The organism is Microbulbifer sp. THAF38 (genome assembly GCF_009363535.1).
Classification (GTDB): Bacteria; Pseudomonadota; Gammaproteobacteria; order Pseudomonadales; family Cellvibrionaceae; genus Microbulbifer.
The window spans coordinates 1,707,916-1,729,970 of record NZ_CP045369.1; the positions used below are offsets into that span (position 1 = coordinate 1,707,916).

22 protein-coding genes and 1 tRNA gene are annotated in these 22,055 nt (G+C 47.8%); 10 read left to right on the plus strand and 13 right to left on the minus strand.

Features of this window, described 5'->3' with window-relative positions:
* Position 1 precedes the first annotated feature (1 nt).
* Entirely contained in the window at positions 2-2,068 is a 2,067-nt protein-coding gene (gene betT / locus FIU95_RS07250; RefSeq protein WP_152452862.1) for a choline BCCT transporter BetT, read from the minus strand.
* 368 nt (positions 2,069-2,436) lie between these two features.
* Between betT and FIU95_RS07255 the strand changes: the two genes are divergently transcribed.
* The 4 genes from FIU95_RS07255 to FIU95_RS21105 all read left to right on the plus strand — a co-directional run bounded on the left by FIU95_RS07255 (position 2,437) and on the right by FIU95_RS21105 (position 5,639).
* Entirely contained in the window at positions 2,437-2,832 is a 396-nt protein-coding gene (locus FIU95_RS07255; RefSeq protein ID WP_152452863.1) for a glycine zipper family protein, read from the plus strand.
* A gap of 189 nt (positions 2,833-3,021) precedes the next feature.
* Positions 3,022-4,038 (plus strand): NAD(P)-dependent alcohol dehydrogenase, encoded by a 1,017-nt coding sequence (locus FIU95_RS07260; protein WP_152452866.1) that lies wholly within the window; start codon positions 3,022-3,024, stop codon positions 4,036-4,038.
* A 351-nt stretch (positions 4,039-4,389) separates the two neighbouring features.
* Positions 4,390-4,980 carry a hypothetical protein gene (locus FIU95_RS07265; RefSeq protein WP_152452868.1) on the plus strand — a complete coding sequence of 197 codons (591 nt, stop codon included), beginning with the start codon at positions 4,390-4,392 and terminating at the stop codon, positions 4,978-4,980.
* A gap of 506 nt (positions 4,981-5,486) precedes the next feature.
* Positions 5,487-5,639: a hypothetical protein gene (locus FIU95_RS21105; RefSeq protein ID WP_172975340.1), complete on the plus strand. Its 153-nt coding sequence runs from the start codon at positions 5,487-5,489 to the stop codon at positions 5,637-5,639.
* A gap of 3 nt (positions 5,640-5,642) precedes the next feature.
* On the opposite strand, the gene FIU95_RS07270 is transcribed toward FIU95_RS21105, so the two are convergent.
* The 6 genes from FIU95_RS07270 to FIU95_RS07295 form a co-directional block, all read right to left on the minus strand.
* The gene (locus tag FIU95_RS07270; protein ID WP_152452870.1) at positions 5,643-6,809 is read right to left on the minus strand and encodes a patatin-like phospholipase family protein; all 1,167 of its coding nucleotides are present in this window, start codon (positions 6,807-6,809) and stop codon (positions 5,643-5,645) included.
* A gap of 174 nt (positions 6,810-6,983) precedes the next feature.
* Positions 6,984-7,847, minus strand: coding sequence for a GyrI-like domain-containing protein (locus tag FIU95_RS07275; RefSeq protein WP_152452872.1), 864 nt, complete (start codon positions 7,845-7,847; stop codon positions 6,984-6,986).
* A 193-nt stretch (positions 7,848-8,040) separates the two neighbouring features.
* Positions 8,041-8,574, minus strand: a complete 534-nt coding sequence (locus FIU95_RS07280; RefSeq protein WP_152452874.1) for a hypothetical protein — start codon at positions 8,572-8,574, stop codon at positions 8,041-8,043.
* Between the two features lie 8 nt (positions 8,575-8,582).
* Entirely contained in the window at positions 8,583-9,092 is a 510-nt protein-coding gene (locus FIU95_RS07285) for a hypothetical protein (RefSeq protein WP_152452876.1), read from the minus strand.
* A gap of 40 nt (positions 9,093-9,132) precedes the next feature.
* Positions 9,133-9,666, minus strand: a complete 534-nt coding sequence (locus tag FIU95_RS07290) for a mechanosensitive ion channel domain-containing protein (protein ID WP_172975341.1) — start codon at positions 9,664-9,666, stop codon at positions 9,133-9,135.
* 65 nt (positions 9,667-9,731) lie between these two features.
* A complete protein-coding gene (locus tag FIU95_RS07295; protein WP_172975342.1) occupies positions 9,732-9,917 on the minus strand; it encodes a hypothetical protein in 186 nt (61 codons plus the stop codon).
* A gap of 64 nt (positions 9,918-9,981) precedes the next feature.
* Here FIU95_RS07295 and FIU95_RS07300 point away from each other — a divergent pair, with 64 nt between their 5' ends.
* Positions 9,982-10,371 (plus strand): LexA family transcriptional regulator, encoded by a 390-nt coding sequence (locus FIU95_RS07300; RefSeq protein WP_152452880.1) that lies wholly within the window; start codon positions 9,982-9,984, stop codon positions 10,369-10,371.
* Positions 10,372-11,625 carry a Y-family DNA polymerase gene (locus FIU95_RS07305; RefSeq protein WP_152452882.1) on the plus strand — a complete coding sequence of 418 codons (1,254 nt, stop codon included), beginning with the start codon at positions 10,372-10,374 and terminating at the stop codon, positions 11,623-11,625.
* 486 nt (positions 11,626-12,111) lie between these two features.
* Here the strand turns inward: FIU95_RS07305 and FIU95_RS07310 are convergent, their stop codons facing one another.
* Complete coding sequence (locus FIU95_RS07310; RefSeq protein WP_152452884.1) at positions 12,112-12,543, minus strand: helix-turn-helix domain-containing protein; 432 nt, start codon at positions 12,541-12,543, stop codon at positions 12,112-12,114.
* A 193-nt stretch (positions 12,544-12,736) separates the two neighbouring features.
* Here FIU95_RS07310 and FIU95_RS07315 point away from each other — a divergent pair, with 193 nt between their 5' ends.
* The 4 genes from FIU95_RS07315 to FIU95_RS21430 all read left to right on the plus strand — a co-directional run bounded on the left by FIU95_RS07315 (position 12,737) and on the right by FIU95_RS21430 (position 15,744).
* A complete protein-coding gene (locus FIU95_RS07315; RefSeq protein WP_152452886.1) occupies positions 12,737-13,201 on the plus strand; it encodes a hypothetical protein in 465 nt (154 codons plus the stop codon).
* A gap of 10 nt (positions 13,202-13,211) precedes the next feature.
* Positions 13,212-13,592, plus strand: coding sequence for a hypothetical protein (locus FIU95_RS07320; protein ID WP_152452888.1), 381 nt, complete (start codon positions 13,212-13,214; stop codon positions 13,590-13,592).
* A 115-nt stretch (positions 13,593-13,707) separates the two neighbouring features.
* Positions 13,708-14,880 carry an AMP-binding protein gene (locus FIU95_RS07325; RefSeq protein WP_152452890.1) on the plus strand — a complete coding sequence of 391 codons (1,173 nt, stop codon included), beginning with the start codon at positions 13,708-13,710 and terminating at the stop codon, positions 14,878-14,880.
* A 51-nt stretch (positions 14,881-14,931) separates the two neighbouring features.
* Positions 14,932-15,744: an AMP-binding protein gene (locus FIU95_RS21430; RefSeq protein WP_152452892.1), complete on the plus strand. Its 813-nt coding sequence runs from the start codon at positions 14,932-14,934 to the stop codon at positions 15,742-15,744.
* Positions 15,745-15,789: 45 nt separating this feature from the next.
* On the opposite strand, the gene FIU95_RS07335 is transcribed toward FIU95_RS21430, so the two are convergent.
* The 5 genes from FIU95_RS07335 to FIU95_RS07355 form a co-directional block, all read right to left on the minus strand.
* Complete coding sequence (locus FIU95_RS07335) at positions 15,790-16,695, minus strand: EamA family transporter (RefSeq protein WP_152452894.1); 906 nt, start codon at positions 16,693-16,695, stop codon at positions 15,790-15,792.
* Positions 16,696-17,189: 494 nt separating this feature from the next.
* Positions 17,190-18,188, minus strand: a complete 999-nt coding sequence (locus FIU95_RS07340) for a patatin-like phospholipase family protein (RefSeq protein WP_253868909.1) — start codon at positions 18,186-18,188, stop codon at positions 17,190-17,192.
* Positions 18,189-18,533: 345 nt separating this feature from the next.
* Positions 18,534-18,610 (minus strand) — tRNA-Arg (locus FIU95_RS07345).
* A 294-nt stretch (positions 18,611-18,904) separates the two neighbouring features.
* On the minus strand, positions 18,905-19,771 hold the full coding sequence (locus tag FIU95_RS07350; protein WP_172975343.1) for a delta-class carbonic anhydrase: 867 nt from the start codon (positions 19,769-19,771) through the stop codon (positions 18,905-18,907).
* 125 nt (positions 19,772-19,896) lie between these two features.
* A complete protein-coding gene (locus FIU95_RS07355; RefSeq protein ID WP_152452900.1) occupies positions 19,897-21,021 on the minus strand; it encodes a VCBS repeat-containing protein in 1,125 nt (374 codons plus the stop codon).
* Between the last annotated feature and the right edge of the window lie 1,034 nt (positions 21,022-22,055).

Here is a 22,055-nt window from a genome sequence, read left to right on the forward strand (position 1 = left end):
CCTAGGCTGACCCTGGTTCACCCTCTTCACCGGTATTGCGTGCCGCGCGCTCACGGCGCATGTGCAGGTACTGTAGATGTGCTTCGAAGTGGTCGACGATGTCACTGATGACCTGTTCGCGGGTGTACCCCATAAGATCGTAAGTCAGCCCGCCTTCCCGCAGATGTGGTTCCAGACGGTAGTAGCTGGAGCGGGGTTGCTCTGCCCGCAGGGTAAACGCTGGCATTGAGCACTGCCGCGGCCACACCTGATAGGTGAAGTCCACTTCACCGCCGAGGTCCACGTTGAGCTCCAGATGCAGATTGTCGCCCTCGTCGCCAGCGATACTGACCGGGTACTCTTCCTCTTCGAGCTTCTGTTTCATCGCCTCGAACGCGGGCTGTATGGTGCGTTGTATAAATGTTTCCACCTGCTTAAACGTTGGAAAGCTGATCGCGCGCGACAGCCGCTGGGCCCAATTGGTATGCCCTTCCCGCGATATAGTTCTGCCTGAAAGATGCCCGGATAAAGACTCCTGCATGCTCGCGGATTTCAGCTTCTCAAGCTGCAACGCTTTGTACAGCCCCAACATGATCAGCAGCAGGACAATGGCAAAGGGCAGCCCCATGATCACCACCGCACCCTGCAGGGCGGAAAGGCCACCTGTCATCAGTAGGGCAATGGTCACAATACCGATGATTGCAGCCCACAAAATCCGCATCCAGGGTTCCGCATCCTGATTGGGATCTTCGAGACGGATAGTGAGATTGGAAAGCACCAGCGAGCCCGAGTCTCCAGAGGTGACAAAGAACACGATCGACAGGATGGTTACCGCAATTGTGGTTAGCATGCTCCAGGGCAGCTGCTCGAGAAACAGATAGATGGCCGACCCGGGTTTCTCTACCGCCTGGGTGCCGAATTCTGTGGCGCCGCCCATTACCATATCGATGGCCGAGTTGCCCATGATAGCCATCCAGGCGGCCATAAATGTGAAGGGTAGAATCAAGGTGCCGATAACAAATGCACGAATGGTGCGGCCGCGGGAAATTCGTGCCAGGAACAGGCCGACGAAGGGCCCCCAGGCAATCCACCATGCCCAGAAAAACAGTGTCCAGGCATTGAGCCAATCCGTGGGTGGGGCGAAAGGATAGGTATTGAAGGACAAGCCGATAAAGTTCTGTAAGTAATCACCAATGTTGGTGACGAAGGCGTCGAGCAAAAAACGTGTCTTGCCGGTAATCAACACATACAGCATCAGCACTATTGCCAGTAACATGTTGAATTCTGACAGTCGCCGAATTCCCCGTTCGACACCGGTGGCTGCAGAGAATGCGGCGAACACCACAATCATAAGTGCCAGCAGTGATTGCGTGAAGATGCCCTCCGGTATACCAAACATGTACTGTAAGCCGTAGTTCAGCTGGATGATCCCGATTCCCAGGCTGGTGGCGACGCCGAACACCGTGCCCAATACCGCGGCAATATCCACGGTATTACCGAGAGAGCCGTAGATACGTTTACCGAACAACGGATAAAGTGCGGAGCGAATGGTAAGGGGCAGCCCATGCCGGTAGCTGAAGAAAGCCAGGGACATACCTACCAGGGTATAAACTCCCCAGCCGGATAGACCCCAATGTAAAAAAGTCAACGCCATGGCATGGCGTGCCGCTTCGATACTGCCGCCCTCGCCAACAGGTGGCTCCATAAATTGGGTCACGGGCTCTACGATGCAGTAGAAAATCAGGTCGATGCCGATTCCAGCGCTGAAAAGCATGGCAGCCCAGGTCACGATATTGAAATCGGGTTCTGAGTGATCGGGTCCGAGTTTGATGTCACCGAATTTGGAAATGGCCACCAGGATCACGAAGATGAGGTAGGCAACGATAGCGAGAAAGTAAAACCAGCCGAAACTGCCAGATATCCAACTAAGGACCTCGTTAATAACGCCGATCGCCTGCTCGGTAAAGATCATCGCCCAGAGGGAGAACAGCACAATACCCACGACAGAGCCATAAAATACCAGTGGCTTTATTCGCGCCTCTGCGGTGCTCGCTTTAGATGTGCCTTCCGATGATTTGGTGCTGTGCATGCCTTCCCTGCGAAAAAAGACCGACTATCCCATCAGAGTAGGCTATGCCTGGCGGTCGCCGGGTGTATTCACGGAGGTTGGGGCTACTTCAGGGCTGGTGTTGAAAATTTCACTCACAGTAATCAGCATCTTTAACAGGGTTGTTGGAATGGCCGTAATTACTCTTCATTTAATCAATACTCTGCGCATAGAGGGGGTTCTTATTCACTGGCTCTTGTCCGATGGGGCCTCTTTAATGACTTTTTAGTCGTTCTTTTTCTTGCTTTTCCCTTCTCTCGACTGGCGCCATCTTCAACCAACAGCTAAACCTAAAGATGAAAAGCGTGACATACACGCAATCTCTAGGCTCAGGCTGTAAGAGGTGTCCGATGAAAACTGGTATTAACGCCACCGCAGGATTTTGCCTCGCCCTATTAATCGGGTGTGCTGCCCAACCGGAACAGGTACCTGGTGCCGGCGGCATAGTGATTGATACCTGGGGCGTCAATATGAACCAGTATCAAGTCGACCTCTCTGAGTGCAAGGGGATTGCCTATTCCACTTATAGCGACCAGGGTCGCCGGGGCTTAACGGGTGCCGCCGGGGGTGCTGTGGTGGGTGGTGCGCTGGGCGCTATCGTCGGTGATAGTAGTCGGGCTGCGGCGGCAGGTGCTGGTGCGGGAGCCCTGGTAGGTGGTCTCTCCGGCGCTGGTAGTGCTGGTGCCGAAGCACAGCAAATTATCAAAAACTGTCTGCGCGGGCGCGGATATCGCGTGCTGAATTAATTCCCCTCACAGGAGTTAGCCAAGTTTTCTCGTGGGTCCTCTGATATTCGGCAACCTCACAGGACTTGGCTTGGGCCGGGAAATCCCCGGCTCTTTTTTATGTTCTGCTTACAGGGTTTAGTTGGGAACAACCATTTTAAAGCCTAAAGCAACGCGTTGATCTTTCAGTGAATACCATGGGAGTAAGTTATGGCCAGTGGCACTACCATCAATGCCTATGGGGTTATGCAAGCTGGAGGCCCCTTTAAACCGTATCAGGTAAAAGTGGGGGACTTGGGAGCAACTGAGGTGGAGTTGGAAGTCCTCTACTGTGGTATTTGCCACAGTGACCTCAGTATGATCGAGGATGAGTGGGGAGTATCCAAATACCCTATGGTTGCCGGCCATGAAGTGATTGGGCGGGTTCTTGCTTCGGGAGAGCAAGCTGGGCACTTCAAGCCTGGCACCGTTGTCGGCCTGGGTTGGAACTCCGGTTATTGTGAGACCTGCCACTACTGCCGGCGGGGCGATCAAAACTTGTGTGCCGAAGCCCAATTCACCACTCTCACTGGTGGGGGCTTCGCCGATAAAGCCCGTGCTGATATGGGCAGCTTGGTGGTGATTCCCGAGGGGGTGGACCTGGTCTCGGCAGGACCTCTCCTGTGCGGTGGTATTACCGTATTTAATCCGCTGGTGCAGTTTGGTATTGAACCCACCGCTAAAGTAGCGGTGATTGGTATCGGGGGCTTGGGGCATTTGGCCCTGATGTTTCTAAATGCCTGGGGTTGTGAGGTTACCGCTTTTACTTCCAGTGAGCACAAGCGCACCGAGGCCTTGTCTCTCGGTGCCCACAAGACATTGAACTCACGGGACCCGGAAGAAATTAAATCGGCCTCTATGAGTTTCGATTTCATTATTTCTACAGTGAATGTCAACTTGGATTGGGATCTATATATCCAGGCGTTAAAGCCGAAAGGGCGCCTGCATTTTGTCGGTGCTGTTGTGGACCCCATCCAGTTTACCCTTTTCCCTATGATCTTCGGTCAGCGCTCCATTTCGGCTTCCCCGGTGGGCAGCCCAGCAACCATTGAAACGATGCTCGATTTTGTTGCTCATCACCAAATCCGGCCGCAGGTGGAGATTTACCCTATGAGCCAGATTGAGGAAGCGTTCAAGCACTTGAAGTCAGGTAACCCCAAGTATCGAATTGTATTGTCTAGGGAATAGAGCGCAGGAAAGCCGCTGTAATAGAGAGTGTGAAGCTCTTCTGTTTATTAGATGAAACATTACTGTGACTGTTGACTTTAAGGTTTAGCCAAGTAATCTCGGTAACCGTTCATGCCTGTCAGTTCTGACATGCCTTACGTACCGTAATTCTTGCGAACATTGCTGCAAAGGTGATTAATCGGAGAGAACTATTGGGTACTAATGTGCAGGATCTATGAGTCCCGCTTTAAGGTATTTATGATAAATGCAGGCTGTTATGGGGAAAGATAACAGTTGGTCCAGATTTTAATTCCATAATCCGACCATGTTGTCTGGAACTTATTTTTCTCTTATGGATTTAAAGGAATATATATGTATACCGAAAGTGATTTCAAAAAAGAGGTCAGAGGACTTCTAGACCCAGCTAATAATACCGCGCAACATATCGAAGCCTGCTGGCAGGTATACAATAATGCTGCCACCACCAGGGATGGAAAAATCGTCGCTGGTAGTATTGAAGACTTACATGAAGCCCTACAAGTCTTTGGGCCTACCAATACAAGTGATAATGGCTCGGTGTTGAGAACCAATACCTGGTCGATTATTTTAAATGACTCATGGATATTAGGTGCTGTGCATGCAAAGGCTGAAGTAGAGCTTGTTTCCCGGCCAATTTCTTCGACCATTGCTAACCAGAACTATAAAAGTGGTGATCCTCTGGATCGTATTTTTAGGGTTACCGGCAGAGAGCTAATAGGGCTAAAAAGTTTTGGTTACTCTGTAGTTCAGGGGCCTCTAATTTATAAGAGCCACACTGCGAAGGTTATTAATATGATGAGCTGTATTGATCATCGCCTGGCGGAAAGTGCGACTTTCAGTAAATATAAAGAAACCATCATTCGGCAGGCGGGTATTATGGCTTATAAAGGCATTGCTGCTGTTAATAGCTTTCTGGATGCCTAGATGATTTTTTAGGGAGGTTAATGTTTAACTTTTGCCTCCCTGTTTTTTGTGTCCCTTTTCTTACACAGATAGAGGAGTGTAAGAAAATTGACTGCTGGTTCAAAGTTGCCGATTGATTTGTGATCAAAACGCTTAGAATAGAAAGGGGGCAATGGATTGGTTAGCCCTTTCTATCAGTTTCCGCTTTCTGTTTGGTCGCTAGGTTTCGATCACAATTTCTAGTGCTTCTCTGCACTGTGTACTAATGTTGGTGCCATTCTTATAGACGTTAATCCCATCGATTCTTCCATCGATTTCGTCTGTATTGCCGTTTCAGGTAGTCGCTTTCACGATAGTAGAGTTTATCGTCATAACAAATGAAATCACAGAACCTTTTATCGCTTACGCAATCAGCTGGTATCTCCCGATTGTTTCCAAGACACCGGTGATAAACATGCTTACAGGTTTTCATGCATCTTTTGCGGGCTTCCTGTTCATTGAGACTGCTTGCCAGGCTGGAGGAGGATGTGCCCAATAATATTAAGAGTGTAGCTATTGCCAGCGTAAATTTTCCAGTTGCCATGCTAATTGCCGCACCTGTGAAAGTTTCACCGCTAAACAATAATGTTTGCCGCTTTGAAATACAAATTTTACTCGCTGAACAATATTATATGACTTAATCATCAGTCTCTTTGCTTAAGTCTCTGTACTATTCGATCTAGTTCCGCTTGATTTTTGTTGATAAGTCTTTCCGCTAAAATTTTCAGCTTGTCGATGGATTTGTAATCAAATGGGTCAACAAAGGGATCGATTATTTCTACATTTAAGTAGTTATAACTTATTTGACCTTTATGGCTAAGTGATCTGGCAATCTCCAGAGTGTATAGTTGTTGCTCGTCCATAGATCTTTGTACATTCGATATAAGATCGCGAGTCCAGCTTATTTCTCCCCAGTTTTTTAATCTCCTATAGTTGGTTTTCATAGTATTCAAGGGCGAAGTGCCAGCACCAAGGATCAGCACATAGTAGTTTTTCCCAGGGAGCTCCCTGATGGTTTCTAAAAGAATGATGCTGGTAGGATTGTTTGCATCTATGCCAGCATCGGCAAAGTAACGGTGGCGAATATCTTTCCCAGTAGTCATAAACTCTACTGGAGGGAATAGGCTTTCAGCACTAGTAGCTGCAGTGACAAGTTGATAAAGCGTATTGGTGGGTAGTTCGGTAGCTTCCTGACCTCGATTTTTAAATAGTTTCACCTGGCCTGTATGGATGTTCAGGGAGGGTATGATGATGTAATTATTCAGGTCGGTGAATTTCATTCCATTTGTGTAGTGTTTCTCCATGGTATTGCTCAGCCGCTCCCCAATGAAGCGAGGCGAAAAAAGCCCATTGGCGGTTAACAATTTATGATACCAAGGGGTAGAGAATATATACCCGCTCTCATTTTTGTAGATTTGAATTATCCTATCGCTTTTAGAATGAACGCTTTCTACTTTAGGTCCGTGCAGGTCTGTGGGCAGATAGGGCGCATTGAGCCCTGTGGCAATAATGGCACCCGTTGAGACGCCGCTGAAAACATCAAATAGCTCCTCAATGGGTTTGCCAGTCTGGCGTTCTATGTATTGAATTACGTAAAGTGGAATCAATCCGCGGATGCCACCGCCATCTACAATCAGAATGTTAATGGTTTCTTTGTCTTTGAGAGCATCATTATTTTTAACGAACTCACCTGTGACCGGAAGAGTATCAAACTTAGTGCTCTGTGTGAGGCGGTTGTTGTAAAAATACACTAAGCCCACAAAAGTAATAATAAGAAAAGCAGTAATGGCTGATAGATGCCGAGCTTTCATAAGCTGTTTGTACTCTTTAAGTCCATAGCATTCTTTAAATCTATATCCTAAAGAGTACAGGATAAGGCGATAGTTTTATCTTTGGCTATTCCATTAAGGAATTTCAGGATCAGCTTTTTATCTATTTACAGGTGGTTTTTTGTATCCTGTTTTCTACTTCCCAGGCGGGAAATGTTATTCTATGGGGAGGAAGATATCGGTGATCATTTCACTTTCCGACACCTCCGGAAAAAACTTTACCCTCTCAAAAAACATTGGGAATTCACGCAGAGTAAAATCTGAAGAATCCAGCCACTGAAAATACAGGTATCGAACGGCTGTGCCGATTGAGTCATCGCTCCCTATGTGTCTAATGACCGCGCATTTCCCAGCCGGAATCACTTTGCTGACTATATTCTCGGCATTGGTGTCGGTAGAGGTTTTTACCGTGCAGCAGACGTCAAACCTGTACTGATCGGGAGGTGTGGCTGCTGGATCATCGTAAACCAAGTTGAAGGTTCTACTGTTGTTTGGTGAAAGCCCCTGAGCTTTCCGCCATTGAATAAACTGTCTGATGGTTGTGCCCAATAGGTGGGCTGCGCCCCGATGTTCCATAACGGCAAGCTGGATCTCGGGGAATTCAATAATATCGACCTGGTAACTAGCGGAACTTTCCATTAACTGGCTCCTTAACATTATTATTGGCTCATAGTTTTTATGCCAAACTTCCCAGTCTGGGGCTCGGCGAAACTCTGAGGGACTCTTGCCAAAGAGTTTCTTAAAAGCTCGCGTGAAGGCTTCATGGCTGTCGTAGCCGTTCTCCAGAGCTATATCCAACACCTTTTTGTCCCGGTAGGTGAGCTGATAGGCCGCCCGTTTGAGCCTCAGCAATCTGACAAGGGTTATCACGGACATGCCGAAAAATGCGGAGCACTGTCGGTGGAAGTGGTACTTAGACAAGTTGGCGTACTGGCAGAGCTTGTCGATATCCAGTTCGGAGTCCAGGTTGGCCCCGATATAGTGCAGTACCTGCGTAAACCTTTCCCTATACCTCATCATAGATACCGCCTTTCTTTATCTGAAAGTATTCTAAGTTTTGTGTGTCTCTGACACTTGATCAAAGTTGCTGAATATTACCCATGGAGAGCGCTAGTTGGTGGAGGTGAGGAAAAGAGGAGAGAGGGGAGGAATGGAGGAGGCAGAAAAGGCGGAATGGAGGGGGCGCATAGGCCCCCAAATAGACTGCTGGAGACTAACAGGGTGTGGTAGACCTCTTGAAGGTGTTTACCATGACCTTTGCCTCCTTGAGGCGCTGTAAGTAGTCCTTCAGGGAGTTGAGCCCAGCCTTCACCCCAAGGGAAATCACTTTTATCACCAGGGAGAATGCCAGTTCTGATTTGAGGTGGGGGGTAAATGCCAGAAAGGCTTTGAAAATAGAGCAGTGGATTCTTTTGAGTAGATCTTGAATATCTTTATTGCCGGTAGATATCTTCTCGGCTTTTCTCTCAAAAGCTTTGAGTTCATCCAAGTACTCGGTAAATAAACGGTAATTAAAAACAACCGTTTTGTGCTCTTTGTACCCGGCTATGATGCGACTCAGGGCATCGTTGATCTTTCTGAGGGCAATGTAATCTGTTCTGGATAGGTGCTCATAGGAGTTGGAGAGATACGCGATAGTATCTCTCCGTAATTGACAAAATTCGAACAGGTGTTGGTCATGCCTTCTTATCTCAAAAAGCCGGTATATTTGAATTGCAATGAAGACAAGAGCAATCGCGAGCAACATGGAGAACACTACTCAAACTCCTTTTCATTAACTGGCTTTTTGGGGGCCACTTTTCTAGTGGGCGGAGAATAGGAAAAGGCATTATCCATCAGTTTGAGGAACCTGTCCCGATACTCTTTATTATCTGCCGCTAGTCGATCAATTTCAACTTGGCGATCTTTCAACCGCCCACTGTACATCCAGAACAATAAATAATGCGCAAAGATGAAAAACACGACAAACAGGCCATTTTTTAGGCCCATTTCCTGTATGAAGTGGAGTATATCTTTCAGGGTATCGGTCATGCAGTCCCTTAAAGCCAATTTCATTGAATCTTGCGCATTTTTAACCATTGAGACGGTTGAAGCAAATCGCTTCACTGAAGATGGGAAGTGGTGAGAGCTTTTCCGTGCCTTTAATAGAGTTCTATGGGTTTGCTGCTTGTTATTTTCAAGGCAGCTGAGGACGAGGAAGGGCTTATTGGGGTTAAAGGAGGTCAGATTGATGTGGAAATCCGGGGGGAAAGAATTGTCCGTCAAGAACTCCCTGCCCAGAAGTGAGGGCAGGGAGGTGGGAAATTTACTGCGCTTCGGCTTGGCTGGTTTCCGGCAGTTTTTCTGGAGCTTCCGTTAGCTGCTTGCCGGGGTTTTTAATCACGCCTTTTTGCAGGATTAAAGTGTTGGGGTATGTAATTAATTCCTCGCCCCGTCTGATCAGGACATGAAACAGTGTGATCTCCTCAATCGTGCCAGAGATGTCATCGTCTTTGTCCATCACCCGAATCTTGTCGCCAACCCGGTAGGGAAAGCCGAAGAAAATAATTAGGCTGGCGGTGATGTTGCTCAATATTGACCACTGGGCAAAAAGTGCCACGCCAATTACCGCAAACACGGAAGAGAGGAAGATGGAAACCTGGGTGTATTCAAATCCCAGGGCGCTGATCAGCAGGACCAGGTGAAACACCAAAAGAGCAATACTGACAGTCTTGGAAATGTACTTGAGGCGATAAGGCTTGACTGCCCTGGTTTGCCCAAACCGGCTGATAGCGGAGGAGCTAAGCCTCATGCAGATAAAATAAGAGGCTACGATCAGTGCCGCTATGATTAAATTCATATGTGTGTCTCGTTTCCGTACCGTGCCCATTAGGGAGAGGGCTGCGGGGCACGTCTTGTCGTTAATCACTCTCCGCCCGCTGCGCGGATCATAATCTCACACAGCGACACTGCCAAGCTGTCATACAAGCGGGAGCCTGAAGGCCTGCCGGTGGGCTTGGTGTGGGCTTGGTGTGGGGCTTGGTGTGGGGCTTGGTGTGGGGCTGGTGTGGGGCTGGTGTGGGCACGGCTGGCGGCTCGCTGGTCAGCCATCGTTCTTGCCGGGATCGGCGCACTGCCCCTAAACTGTATGCATATACAGTATTGGGTAAATCCTATGAAACTAGCGACTCTCTACAGTCACGGTGTTGCCGCTGGCTTTCCATCTCCTGCGGATGATCACAAAGAGAAAAGTCTCAGCCTTGATCAACATTTGATCACTCATCCGGCGGCCACGTTTATGGCCCGAGCCAACGGCGACTCCATGCAGGGCTTGGGGATCTTCGACCGCGATCTCCTGGTTGTCGACCGTTCACTGACGCCGGTACACGGTGATGTCGTGGTGGTGGCCCTGGATGGCCAGCTCACCTGTAAGGTGCTGGATCGCCACCATGGGCGGCTGCTATCGGCCAATGACCGCTATCCGCCGATACCGGTTTGGGAGGGGCAGGAGCTTATCGTTGAAGGGGTGGTTAAAGCCTCTATTCGCTATCACCGCCCACGCTGAATGCTGGCACTGGTGGATTGCAACAGCTGCTACGCCAGCTGTGAACAGATATTCCGGCCCGACTTAAGGGGTAGGCCGGTGGTGGTACTTTCCAATAATGATGGTTTTGTGGTGGCGCGCTCGAAGGAGGCCAAAGCGCTGGGGATTGGGGATTTGCAGCCCTTCTTCAAGATTGAACACCTGTTGCGGCGGCACAAGGTGGCCATCTTCTCCAGCAACTATCCGCTGTACGGTGATATTTCCCATAGGGTGATGGAAACCCTGAAGGGCTTTAGTCCAGAAGTGGAGGTGTACAGTATCGATGAGATGTTTCTCAATCTGTATGGCTTGCAGGAGCAGTGGTTGGATTACGGCCAGCGGATTCGCACAACCCTGTGGCGTGATGTGCGTATGCCGGTGGGGGTGGGGATTGCCCCGAGTAAGACTCTGGCTAAGCTCGCCAACCGGGCGGCGAAGAAAATCGCTAGCTGCAATGGAGTCTGTGCTCTGGATACCCCGCAGAAGTGGCAGTGGCTACAAAAGCGTATGCCGGTCGATAAAGTCTGGGGCGTTGGCAGGCGCCTGGCAAAGCGGCTGGGGCACTTGGGTATAGAGACCGCTTATGATCTGGCGCAGGCCAACCCCAAGATCCTGCGCCGGCACACCAATATTAATATTGAGCGAACTATTGAGGAGTTAAATGGAGTTCCGTGCCTGAGCCTGGAGGAGCAGCCGCCGGCCAAAAAGCAGATTTATTGCACGCGCTCTTTTGGGGAGAAGCTGACTGAGCTGCAACCCATTCAGCAGGCAATCAGCCTCTATGCCAGCCGAGCGGCAGAAAAGCTGCGCGCCCAGGAATGCCTGGTGGCTTCGATACATATTTTTCTGCACACCTCGCCCCACGAGCCCCACTATTACAGCCGCAGTACGCTGGTACAGTGCCCCTATGCCACCGATGACAGCCGCCTGATCGCCAGTCTGGCCAAGGGGGCGATAGCTGAGCTTTACCGCCCGGGCCACCGCTTTATGAAAGCCGGTGTGGGCCTGGTAGAGCTGGTGCCCAGGTCTCTGGGGCAGGGGGACCTGTTCACGGCTGGTCAGCCGGCCCGCGCCGGGGAGATGATGCAAGCCCTCGATAGGGTCAATCAGCGTTTTGGCCGCGGCACCCTTTTCTTGGGTGCTGAGGGGGTGCATAAACACTGGAAAATGCGCCAGGCCTATCGCTCACCCGCCTACACCACACGCTGGGAAGCGCTGCCACTGGTAGATGTTTAAGAGGGTGTTTTTAAGGAGGCGGCTGGTCCTGTTTCTTTGGGGTATCAAGATTCAACGCCCCGCAGCTGCCGCAGTTTTTGATGAGGACTGGAATATTGTCCAGGCATGCATTGCAGACGAAGCAGCGACCGCTCTTTAAGGTCTTGTGACATGCGAAGCGCTTTACCTCCATCATAGGGAGGCCAATAGCGGGTTTTAAGGCTTTAATCAGCGTTGCGCTGATCCTGTGATCGGGAAAGGCGCGGAGGATTTCCCGTATTGGAATAAGTGCGGAATCCTTGATATCCCAGATTTGGCCACAGTGATCACAGTAAAGAAGCATCGGATGGCTGGCAGTATTTATCGATCGATAAAACCAGTCTAGCCGCAAGCAGTCAGTGTGAGGAGTCAGTATGTGGAGTCATTATGTGGAGTCAGCACGGGAAAGGAAGCTAGAGTCTCGGCGGGGTACAGGTTGAACTGAGATCGTTAGCTTTAAGCGGGCTCTTAATATTTCAAATCCAGATCCAGCAGGGAGACAGGCTCGCCCTCTTTGTTTACCAGGTCCACCTTAACAGCTTCTCCGGTTTTTTTATCTATCACTCGAGACCAGCGTACATTGGTTTTCTCAGACCAGTGTGTACTCCAATCAATCAGTGAGACCAAGACGGGGACCAGTGCAAGGCACTTTGGGGTAGCGCTATAAAGCATACGCCGCGCACCGGGCTTAATGGGCGCTTTAACCAGGATGCCGGTTTCCTCTAGGTTACTTAATCTTTGCGTGAGGATATTTCGGGATATCTGCAAGCTATCTTGCAGTGAGTCAAATCGATTAACGCCCCTCAGCACATCGCGGACAATCAGCAGGCTCCAGCGGTCGCCGATCACAGAAAGTGCCTCTTCGATCCCACATTGAACAGCGGGTTTACTGTCGCTCATAGCCGTTCCGGAGTTGTTCAAGGCGCCATGGTCTCACAAGTTAGTTCCAAAACAAAACTTCCCTGGAGGCCGCATCAGGTCGTTATATAGCCATAAGTTATTGATGTTTCTAGGCTAAGCTAGCGCAATTAAGTTGCATTTTGGAACTTATTTATATTAGATTAGTTCCAAAATGCAACTTATGGTATGGGTCATGCACTTCAAACCTATCGTTTTATGTTCTCTGGTTGAAGGTTCACGAGCGAGCCTCAACAAGCAAGCCCTGGAGCAAGTCATAGGCCGGGCTTACCGGGAACACCTAAGCCAGCCGGTAACGCCCAGGGTGATATGGATGGAGGTTCCCTCAAACCAAGCCTTTTTGGAGGGAAAGACATCGTCGGTGGCCACCTTGATGGCCCCAGTGCCTGATGGAACATCAAATAAGTTGCGACACCCGTTTTTATATCAACTGCTGGAGCAGTGGTGCCTCACAACAGGGGGCAACAAAAACGAAGTCGTTATTACGGCGCCTGACCAATCGCTCAGCAGGGCATTCCTAAGCGCAAATCGCAAGCGCATGCCACCGCTGCGGCAAATTACCTACATAGCCAAAACACTGGTGCGTTTAGTGAGATCCAAAAGCGCCACGGGCCATTTCAACACCCATATCAATTTATGAGAGGTCAAAAATGCCGCTTTATACGATTTCCACCCGGCGCCCATTATCTGCTCCTGAGCAACAGGCTCTGGTCTCTGGGGTTACTGAAGCTCACTGCACAATAACTGGCGCACCCGCACAATTTGTACAGGTTGTATTTAGTCGAGGCGTTCATTTACGCTCAAAGAACAGTCTCCATATCCTGGGTTCCATTCGCGCAGGTCGCAGCGATAGAATCAAGTCAGCTCTAGCCAATCGCTTTATCGAAGTGGCCTCCCAGGTTTTAGGGTGTTCTTTCGCTCGCTGCACGGTGGATCTTATAGATGTTCCCGCCAGTTGGGTGATAGAGGGGGGCGCGGTTATGCCAGAACCTGGAGAGGAGCAAGCGTGGCTTGCCCAGCATTCAAGCTAGGCTTGCGGTTGCTTTCTAAGTATCAATGTAAGCTAAGCATCAAAGCAAACTAAGTATCAAAGTAAAAAATAATTCAATACAACCATCTGCTGATTGGCAGTCAGGGAGAAATATTATGTCCACTTCAACCTTGAAAGGTATTGAGGCTCTGGAAGCCTACCTGCTAACAGGTAAGCAGCCAGAGGGGCAAGATTTTTCCAGCTTTAAAGCTTTTTCGGAAAAATTCAGCGGAAATACTTTTGAAGCATTAATGGCTGCGTGCAAGCGCTATTCTCGGCAAACGGCGATCTCTTTTTTTCTCTCAGGCAAAGACTATAGAAAGCCAGTAAAGATCAGCTATCAAACACTGGCTGAGCGTATTATCCAAACTGCCAATTTATTCAGTAGTGTCGGTATTCAAGAGCATGACACTGTCGCATTTGTACTGCCAAATTTACCAGAAACCCACTATGTACTATGGGGGGCGGAAGCGGCCGCTAAAGTATTGGCGATCAATCCGCTACTGGAGGCCAAACAGATAGAAGAGCTGATTCGGCATAGCCAGTCAAAAGCCATCGTTACCTTGAGTCCTTTCCCGGGTACTGATATCTGTGAAAAAGTTGAGAGTATTTTGCCAAATTTACCCGAGGTAAAAAGTATCTTTCATGTGGACCCGGCATATCACGCCGGAGGCTTTAAAGGCATTGCGGCTAGTGCAGTACAGTATCAATACCGCCGGCGGCTTAAATCATTGAAAGGCAAAAAACGAATACCCTTCCAGTCGTCGATTAAGCAGCAACCGTCTAGCGATTTGAACTTTAAACGCAATATCCACAGTGATGACACCGCCTCCCTATTTTGTACCGGGGGTACAACAGGGTTACCAAAGATCGCCACCCACACACACGGGAATGAATTGGCGAATGCAAAAAGTATTGGTTTGGTCGCCGGCGATATTATGGGGCCCGGAAAAGTTATTCTCTGTGGCTTGCCACTATTTCATGTGAATGCGGCAATCGTGACGGGGCTTGCGGCGTTTATTAACGGCTGTGAGGTGGTATTAATGACCCCACAGGGCTACCGGGGTGAGGGTGTTTTCAGTAACTTCTGGAACATCATTGAGTTCTATCGCGTGAACAGTTTTAGCGCTGTGCCCACAGTTTATTCTACTTTGTTGCAGCAGCCAGTAAATCAGTGTGATATCTCCTCCCTGCAAATGGCCTTGTGTGGCGCGGCGCCTATGCCGGTTGAGGTTTTTAATGCTTTTGAGCGTATAACCGGTGTGCAAATCGTAGAGGGATATGGTTAAACGGAAGGTACTTGCGCTAGCAGTCTCACACCACCACATGGCGCGAAGAAAGTGGGCTCTATCGGACTGCGTTTGCCGCTACAAGAGATGAGAAGTGCCCAGCTGGATGAGCAGGGTAATTTTATTCGGTACAGCCAGGTCAATGAAATCGGCAATTTGCTTATTCGAGGCGACAATGTCTTCAATGGGTATCTCAACCTTGAGCACAATAAGGGAATCTGGGTGCAGGATGATCAAGGGCAGCGCTGGTTTAACACCGGGGATTTAGGTAGGCAGGATGAAGATGGCTATTTTTGGCTCACAGGCCGAAAAAAAGAGTTGATCGTGCGTGGAGGCCATAATATTGAGCCCAAATTGATAGAAGAGGTACTTTGCCAGCATCCTTCCGTTGCCATGGCCGCAGCTGTAGGTACACCAGATGCCCATGCGGGAGAGGTTCCCGTCGCCTATGTCATGCTGTCGGGTGAAGCGATTGGCACGCTGACAGTCAGAGGGCAGGAGGTTGTAATGGATGACTCTGCCAGAGCCCTGCTTGAAGAAATTACTGCCTATGCCAAAGAAAATATTACCGAGCGGGCGGCCATCCCCAGAAAAATTGTGCTCCGAGGGGGACTCCCTACTACGGCGGTTGGCAAGATCTTCAAGCCCGCTTTGGAGATGGAAGAAATCCGGTTGTGTGTTCAGGATATTATTGATCGATTGGTGCAGGGAACAGATTCAGCCATTACCGAGAGTCAGGTAAAAGTGGAGCAAGACAAGGTGCTTGGTACTATTGCCAGGGTTACCACCGGAGGGGATTCCAGTCTTGAGGGCGCTCTTGCGGAACAGCTTGCGCCGTACACCTTTAAATATGAGATCGTCTAATTTTATTTTGGGGGTGCTCTCTTACTGAGCACCCCGACCAAGCGATTAAATCTTTGGTGGAGCCTGCACAGCTTGCCTTGAGGCTTTTACCAGCCCCAATATCTTACCATATAGAGTGTTGCATATAAGCCCAGCCATAATCAGTGCAAAGCCGACGACCTCTATGGTTTCTAATTTTTCGTCCAAAATAATACTGGAGGTGATAATGCCCACTACCGGGATCAATAGGGCGAAAGGGGTCACCGTTGCCGCAGAATGGGTTCTAAGAAGCCTGCCCCAGATCGCGAAGGCAATCAGCGTAGAGATATAGCTGACAAAGGCTAGGGAAAGCCAGGTTTTCGCATTGGTACTAATAATCAGAGTTAAAGGGTCTTGAGTCTCCAGAAAATAGGAGAGGGTAAAAAGAGGTATGGGAGGCACCAGGCATACCCAGACCATAAAGTGCAACAGATTGACGCTCTGAGTGCGTTTCATGATCAAGTTCGACAGGGCCCAGAAGAAAGCTGCAAGTAATAACAGCACCAAGCCGAATGAGGTTACGCTCCCCTCGCTGCTAAAGAGAAACAGTGAAAATCCGGCCATTGCAATGAAAATACCCAACAGTTGATATCGGCCTATTGCCTCCTTAAAGAAAATTGCACTCAGTAAGATGGTAAAGAAGACCTGAGCCTGAAGGATTAGTGAAGAAATTCCTGCAGAGGCGTCCGCTTTCATGGCGAAGAAGAGTAGCCCAAATTTGAACACCCCAAGAAAGACACCGACACCCAGTAGATTCCACGGAGAGGTTTTGGGAAAGGGGATAAAAAGTACGGCCGGAATTGCAACTACAAGGAATCGAAGTGCGGAGAATAGGATGGGAGGAAGTTCTTCCAGTCCAATTTTAATAACCGAAAAGTTAACTCCCCAAATAATAACAACAGTACAAGCTAGGGCCAGGTCCTTTAACGGCATAAATAATCCCCACCCCTACAGAGGTTAACTACTTTAGAACACTCTGGGAGGTTTGCACTCCTCAGCTTTTTAATGGGAGATACCTATCTAGTGTAGATGCTAGTAGATATTACTTGGAAAACTGCTCCTGCATAATAAATAAACTATGGAAATAGCCAATCGAATAGTATTAATCTTGTGGAGCTGGGCGAGTTGGATTGGTAGAGGTGTTTTGCCTAGAAAGTTAACAGTATGATTCTGGCTTATCTGTATTTCTCCAATAAGCCTGTCGGTATATTATTTCAAGGAGCTATGGTGTTAATTGTCAAAGAGGTCAACAAGAGAGTGGGTAATATCATCATCGTACTAATGGTTTTCAGTACAGTTTTTCTGAGTAACTAGGCGATCTTCAGAGCATAAAACCTGCGGATGACCTGTCGATAATTAGAGCAGGAGAAGAGATTTATAGTCAGCGCAAATAAGGTTGATCAAATATTCGAAATTGTGATGAGCTTTTACTGAGAAGCTTTTTTATCAGGCTGGTTGAGCCGCTCGATAATTCTTTGTAATTGCTGCTGGTTTTCTTCTATCAATCGGTCGGCATAAGTTTTTAAATGGTGTAGGGAATCATAGTCAAAGATGTCAACGAATGGATCAGTGACTTCGACATTTAGGTAATCGTATTCCAAACGATCGCCATCAGAGAGCTGTTGGGCGAGTTCCAGTGCGTTTAGTTGTTGAATATCCATATATCTCTGAATGTTGGAAAAGGCATCCCGTATCCAGTTGATACGCCCCCAGTTTTTCAGTTCACTGTAATCTGCTTCACTGCTAGCCAATGGTGGTGAGCCTGCTCCTAAAATTAGTACATAATAGTTTTTATTTGGAAATTCTTTAAGAATATCCAGTAGCACCAGGCTGGTGGGGTTATTCATGGCTAGGCCGGCATCGGCAAAGTAGCTATGCTCTCTGGATTGCTCTGGTGTCCTGAAAGCTACCGGAGGAAAGGCGGTCTCAGCGCTGACTGCTGCAGTGATAAGCTGGTATAAGCTGTCGGTAGGTAGTTGTTTGATTCCATCTCCTCGATTTTTGAAAAGATGTATTTTACCACTGTGAATGTCAAGTGCTGGGATAAGAACAAAGTTATTGAGATCTGTGAAAGAAAGTGACTTTGTATAGTGGTTTTCCAGTACACGGTGGAGTCGCTCGCCCATAAAAGAAGGGGAAAAAAGCCCCCAGCCTGTCAATAGATCGTGATACCAAGGTGAGGAAAACAGGTAGTCACTTTCTTCTTTGTAGAGTTGGATTAAGTACTCTGTGGCAGAATCATGCCCGGTGTAGTTTTTAGGGATAAATTTTTCAGGAATGTTGATACCGCTGGCTACAATGGCACCGCTAGATACACCACTGTAGACATCGAACACTTCGCTAATTGGTTTTTGCAGTTTGTTCTCGAGATAGTTGAGTACGTATAAAGGGATTAACCCTCGGACACCGCCGCCATCAACGATCAAGATTTTGATGGTGTCTTTCTCTTTGAGGTAATCCAGGCTTTCTGACCGTTCGGGCTCATAAGGGGAGCTTTTGAAAGTGACAGACTGGGTAAAATACTTGTTGTAGACGTAAGCGGCAACAATATAAATTGCAAGAATGCAGAGTAGGGCTAAAACCACACGTTTAAGCATAAGACTGCAGACCACTCTCACTTAAAGAGTTAGTGAATGCTGCCGGGCCGAAGCCAAGATTAACTTGGATTGGTGTGAAGTTTATGGTCGTATGCCTGCAATCGCTACCTGCGGAGCTATCTACAGAAGAAATAAAAAAAGGGCTTGTATCCGGAGATACAAGCCCTTTTGAAATGGCGCGCTCGGGAGGATTCGAACCTCCGACCGCCTGGTTCGTAGCCAGGTACTCTATCCAGCTGAGCTACGAGCGCGTCGTTGAGGGTGCGCACAATATAGATTTACCCATGAGCCGTCAAGCACTTTTATGAAAAAGAGTAATAGAGGTTAAATATTGATCATTAAGCGAAGGAGAACAGTGGCCACCTCCTATTCTGGTTGGTTAAGAAGTGGAAGTGGGGTAATGAAGCTAAGCCTTTAGCTACGGCATTACCCAACACCAGCACGCCTGAAACCCTGAGGCATTTGAGGAATAACTAGCCGCTTAGTGGCGTGTCCGTTGTAGATGGATTGGGTCATGTTGGTAGCTGTATTCTTGGCATGCGCGTTTAGTGTTCAATCTTGGAGAGAAGCTTGGGGTTCTGGATCAAATTCCTTACACCATGAGCGTGCTCTTCATTAAAGATATTGTCCTTGCACCAGTTGCCCACAGAAGTAATGTTGACCTTGGCAACATTGGGGCGGACACTCCAGGTGACTTGATAAGGCGAGCCCTGTTCATTGTAATCTGGACCAGTGGTGGAACCTGAATACTGAATTGGCTTTCCAGTATTGCTGGGAATGCCCAGGGCCTGTTGAAAGGCACCTTTTTCATCATGGGCAGTTAATTTTACAAAGTCTAAAGCAGAGGAATCATTCACCAAGACGTAAACTTGCGTTTCTACCCGCAACTGCGGATTCTTGATGTCTTCGTTAAAGCAGGAACCCAAGGTTGGGCCGGGTTTAATTTTGGCGGATGAGTGGACATAATGGACTTCAATGGTATCTCCAGGATGAAGGCTGCCATGTTGGCTTGGGCACACTTCTTGATTAGGTGGGGCCAACTCGGTTTCGGTAAGGGTGTCGGAATACTTAAAACCTGACAGGAAGCCATGTCCATCACCATTGCCCGCATATTGGGTAAATTCTCCACCTTTATGCTCAGCATTCTTGTGAAAATGGATATTGCACAAGTTCATAACCGTATGAGCTGGTGCGGCAGCGAAGAAAATCGCATGGTTTCCAGAAGTTGATTCAATATCACGTGGAGATTGCGGGCCAAAATTTCTTCCTGTGGTGTTCTTCTCTAAATTGGCACGTTGATTTGCGATGGTCTCATCGGATACTGCGCCATTACTCTCTTGACTCTCTTGCGCAGAAGCGTTGACGGCTATAGTTGTCGTTGCAGCTAAAACAAAAATAGATTTTATTTTCACGGTGATAATCCCCTGCGGTTTGTTGTGGTTGAGAGGTTGGTTGTATTTATGTAGGTGTGTTGCTCTGGTGGTTAATTTCGGTACGCTGCAGGAGTAACTTTAGATTACATCCAACAAGGCATCTGTCACTCTATCTGGCTTATATACACCGCTGCTAAATTGCTGTTGCCATCCGCAACAATAAAGTCACTTTTGCCGTCTTTGTTTAAATCTAAAAGTGCGACTCCCCACGGATTGGGAATATTCGTATTCTTAAATTTGATCGACTTGATTGTCGAGCCTCCAATTAATACGAGAATTTCACCTGACCAACTGCTGATTAAAGCGTCGTCAATATCATCACCATTGATATCTCCTGTCGCAATCTGTTTGGCGCCATTAGATGCCTGAATTTCTACTTGTTTCTTTTTTAGAAAGCTGCCGCTACCATCTCCTGGTATTATAGTAATGACATTGAGGTTGTTGGCTACAAGTAAATCCATGTTTCCGTCTCCATTCGTGTCTGCCACCTCAACAGTAAATGGAGCTTCGGATTGTGTCAGGTTATTTAAGCTGAAAGGATTCTTGCCAGATTTGTTATTTATTAATATGCCTATATCATTCTGGTTGGGTGTCACCAAGTCGGAGTGTCCGTCTTTATTTAAGTCTTTGATGGCAAATCCCCGGTAGGGGTCTCCTCCCACTTTAACAGTCTTCCCTGGCAGTTTAAAATCACCATTCCCGTGTCCTTTGAGAATAAGTAAACCTTCGTGATTACGGTTGTCTACAATCAGGTCAACTTTACTATCACCATCAAGGTCACTTAATCGGACGACATGTGGGTGGGGCGTTACTTGCACGCTTAAAGGTGAATTCGGTGCAGGGTAAAAACCTCCTTTGCCATTTCCAAAAAGCATGGTGACGTATGAGGTTTCGTGGTTGGCTATAACAACATCAATGTTCCCATCACCATTGATGTCAGAGGTCGATAAACCTGAAGGGCTGTCACCGGCGGGGAAATCTCCTGCTGGTGTCAAAGTCCCATTGCCATTGGAAAGATAGGTTACTATGTTGTTGTCCGAATTGTTTGCAATAATTACATCTTGATTCCCGTCTGAATTAAGGTCTGTTGCTGCAATTGCAGGTTGGCCGGTACCAACTTTAAGTATGGAAGCCGAGTAAGATGTTTTTTCTACTTTAATTGTGTCTGCGGAACATAAAGCGCTAGCTATAAAACAGAGCGTTAAAAGAGTATATTTAGCTAAATTCATTTTCTTGTGGTTCTCTAAGGTTTGCGTGATTACATAACAAATTTTAAGGGAATGCTCTGGTCTAGTGTTGGCAAAGATTAATTATATCCGGCTTGGAACTTTATCTGGCACCAGGCTAATAAGCGAGATCAATTTGTTAACTTTTGGTGAATTTGGCGACATATGAGTTTTGTGTGGGTTAAATGGATGTTGCCATAAATTAATAACTTATCAATATTATGTGCAGTGCAAAACACCCGTGATCGATCTTAAGCCTTATTCTGCCTACTCAGGGGAAATTCTATTTTTTATATCGGCGCCCTAAAGTGGAGGGTTCCTCAAGCTGTTCTTGATTGTGCTTATGCAGTTAAAATATAGCCTTGGGTTTGCCTGTATTATGGCTGCTTAAAAGAGTCAGGTTGCTCTTTATTGGCGCTTGAAAATATCTTTTGGTCCCTAGTGGTCACTATTAACCATGTATTGTCAAAATCTTTTTAAATGCAGGCTCAGTGTATCAGGGTGGCTGCTGGTAAAGACCCCATGCAGGTTGCGCGGCTCTATTGTAAGAGAGGTTTAAAATTATATTTTATTCATGTCTTCATTAGGCTCACAATTTTATGTCTAGATTGTTATAACAAGTGATTCCCTTGATAATAGCAAAAGGGTCCGTTGGTTACAGGCCAGTTATTTTCAACACGGATAAGCTAGGAACCTTATGGGAGCCGATGCCAACCAGTCGCCCTGAAAGAGAGACATAAGATTGAAGTACTCAACGGGCAGAGCGAAAACACTAATTGTCTACCGAGGTACTTCCACTTGAAAGAAATGCAAGCTGGCAAGATACCTAAAAGTCGAGGGCGTTTATGTGTTTTTGCTGACAGGGGATCATCCCCTACCTATAGATTGGCATGGCCTAAGTTGCTAAAGCGGGCGGAAGCGGAGAGCTCTAGGCCCTAGAGCCATGCTATGGCAATACCCACTATATATTTGTAACCGGCATTAACCCGTTTTTCGTGTGAGTCACTCCGGTCTATTCAATAAATCAAACACCAGCC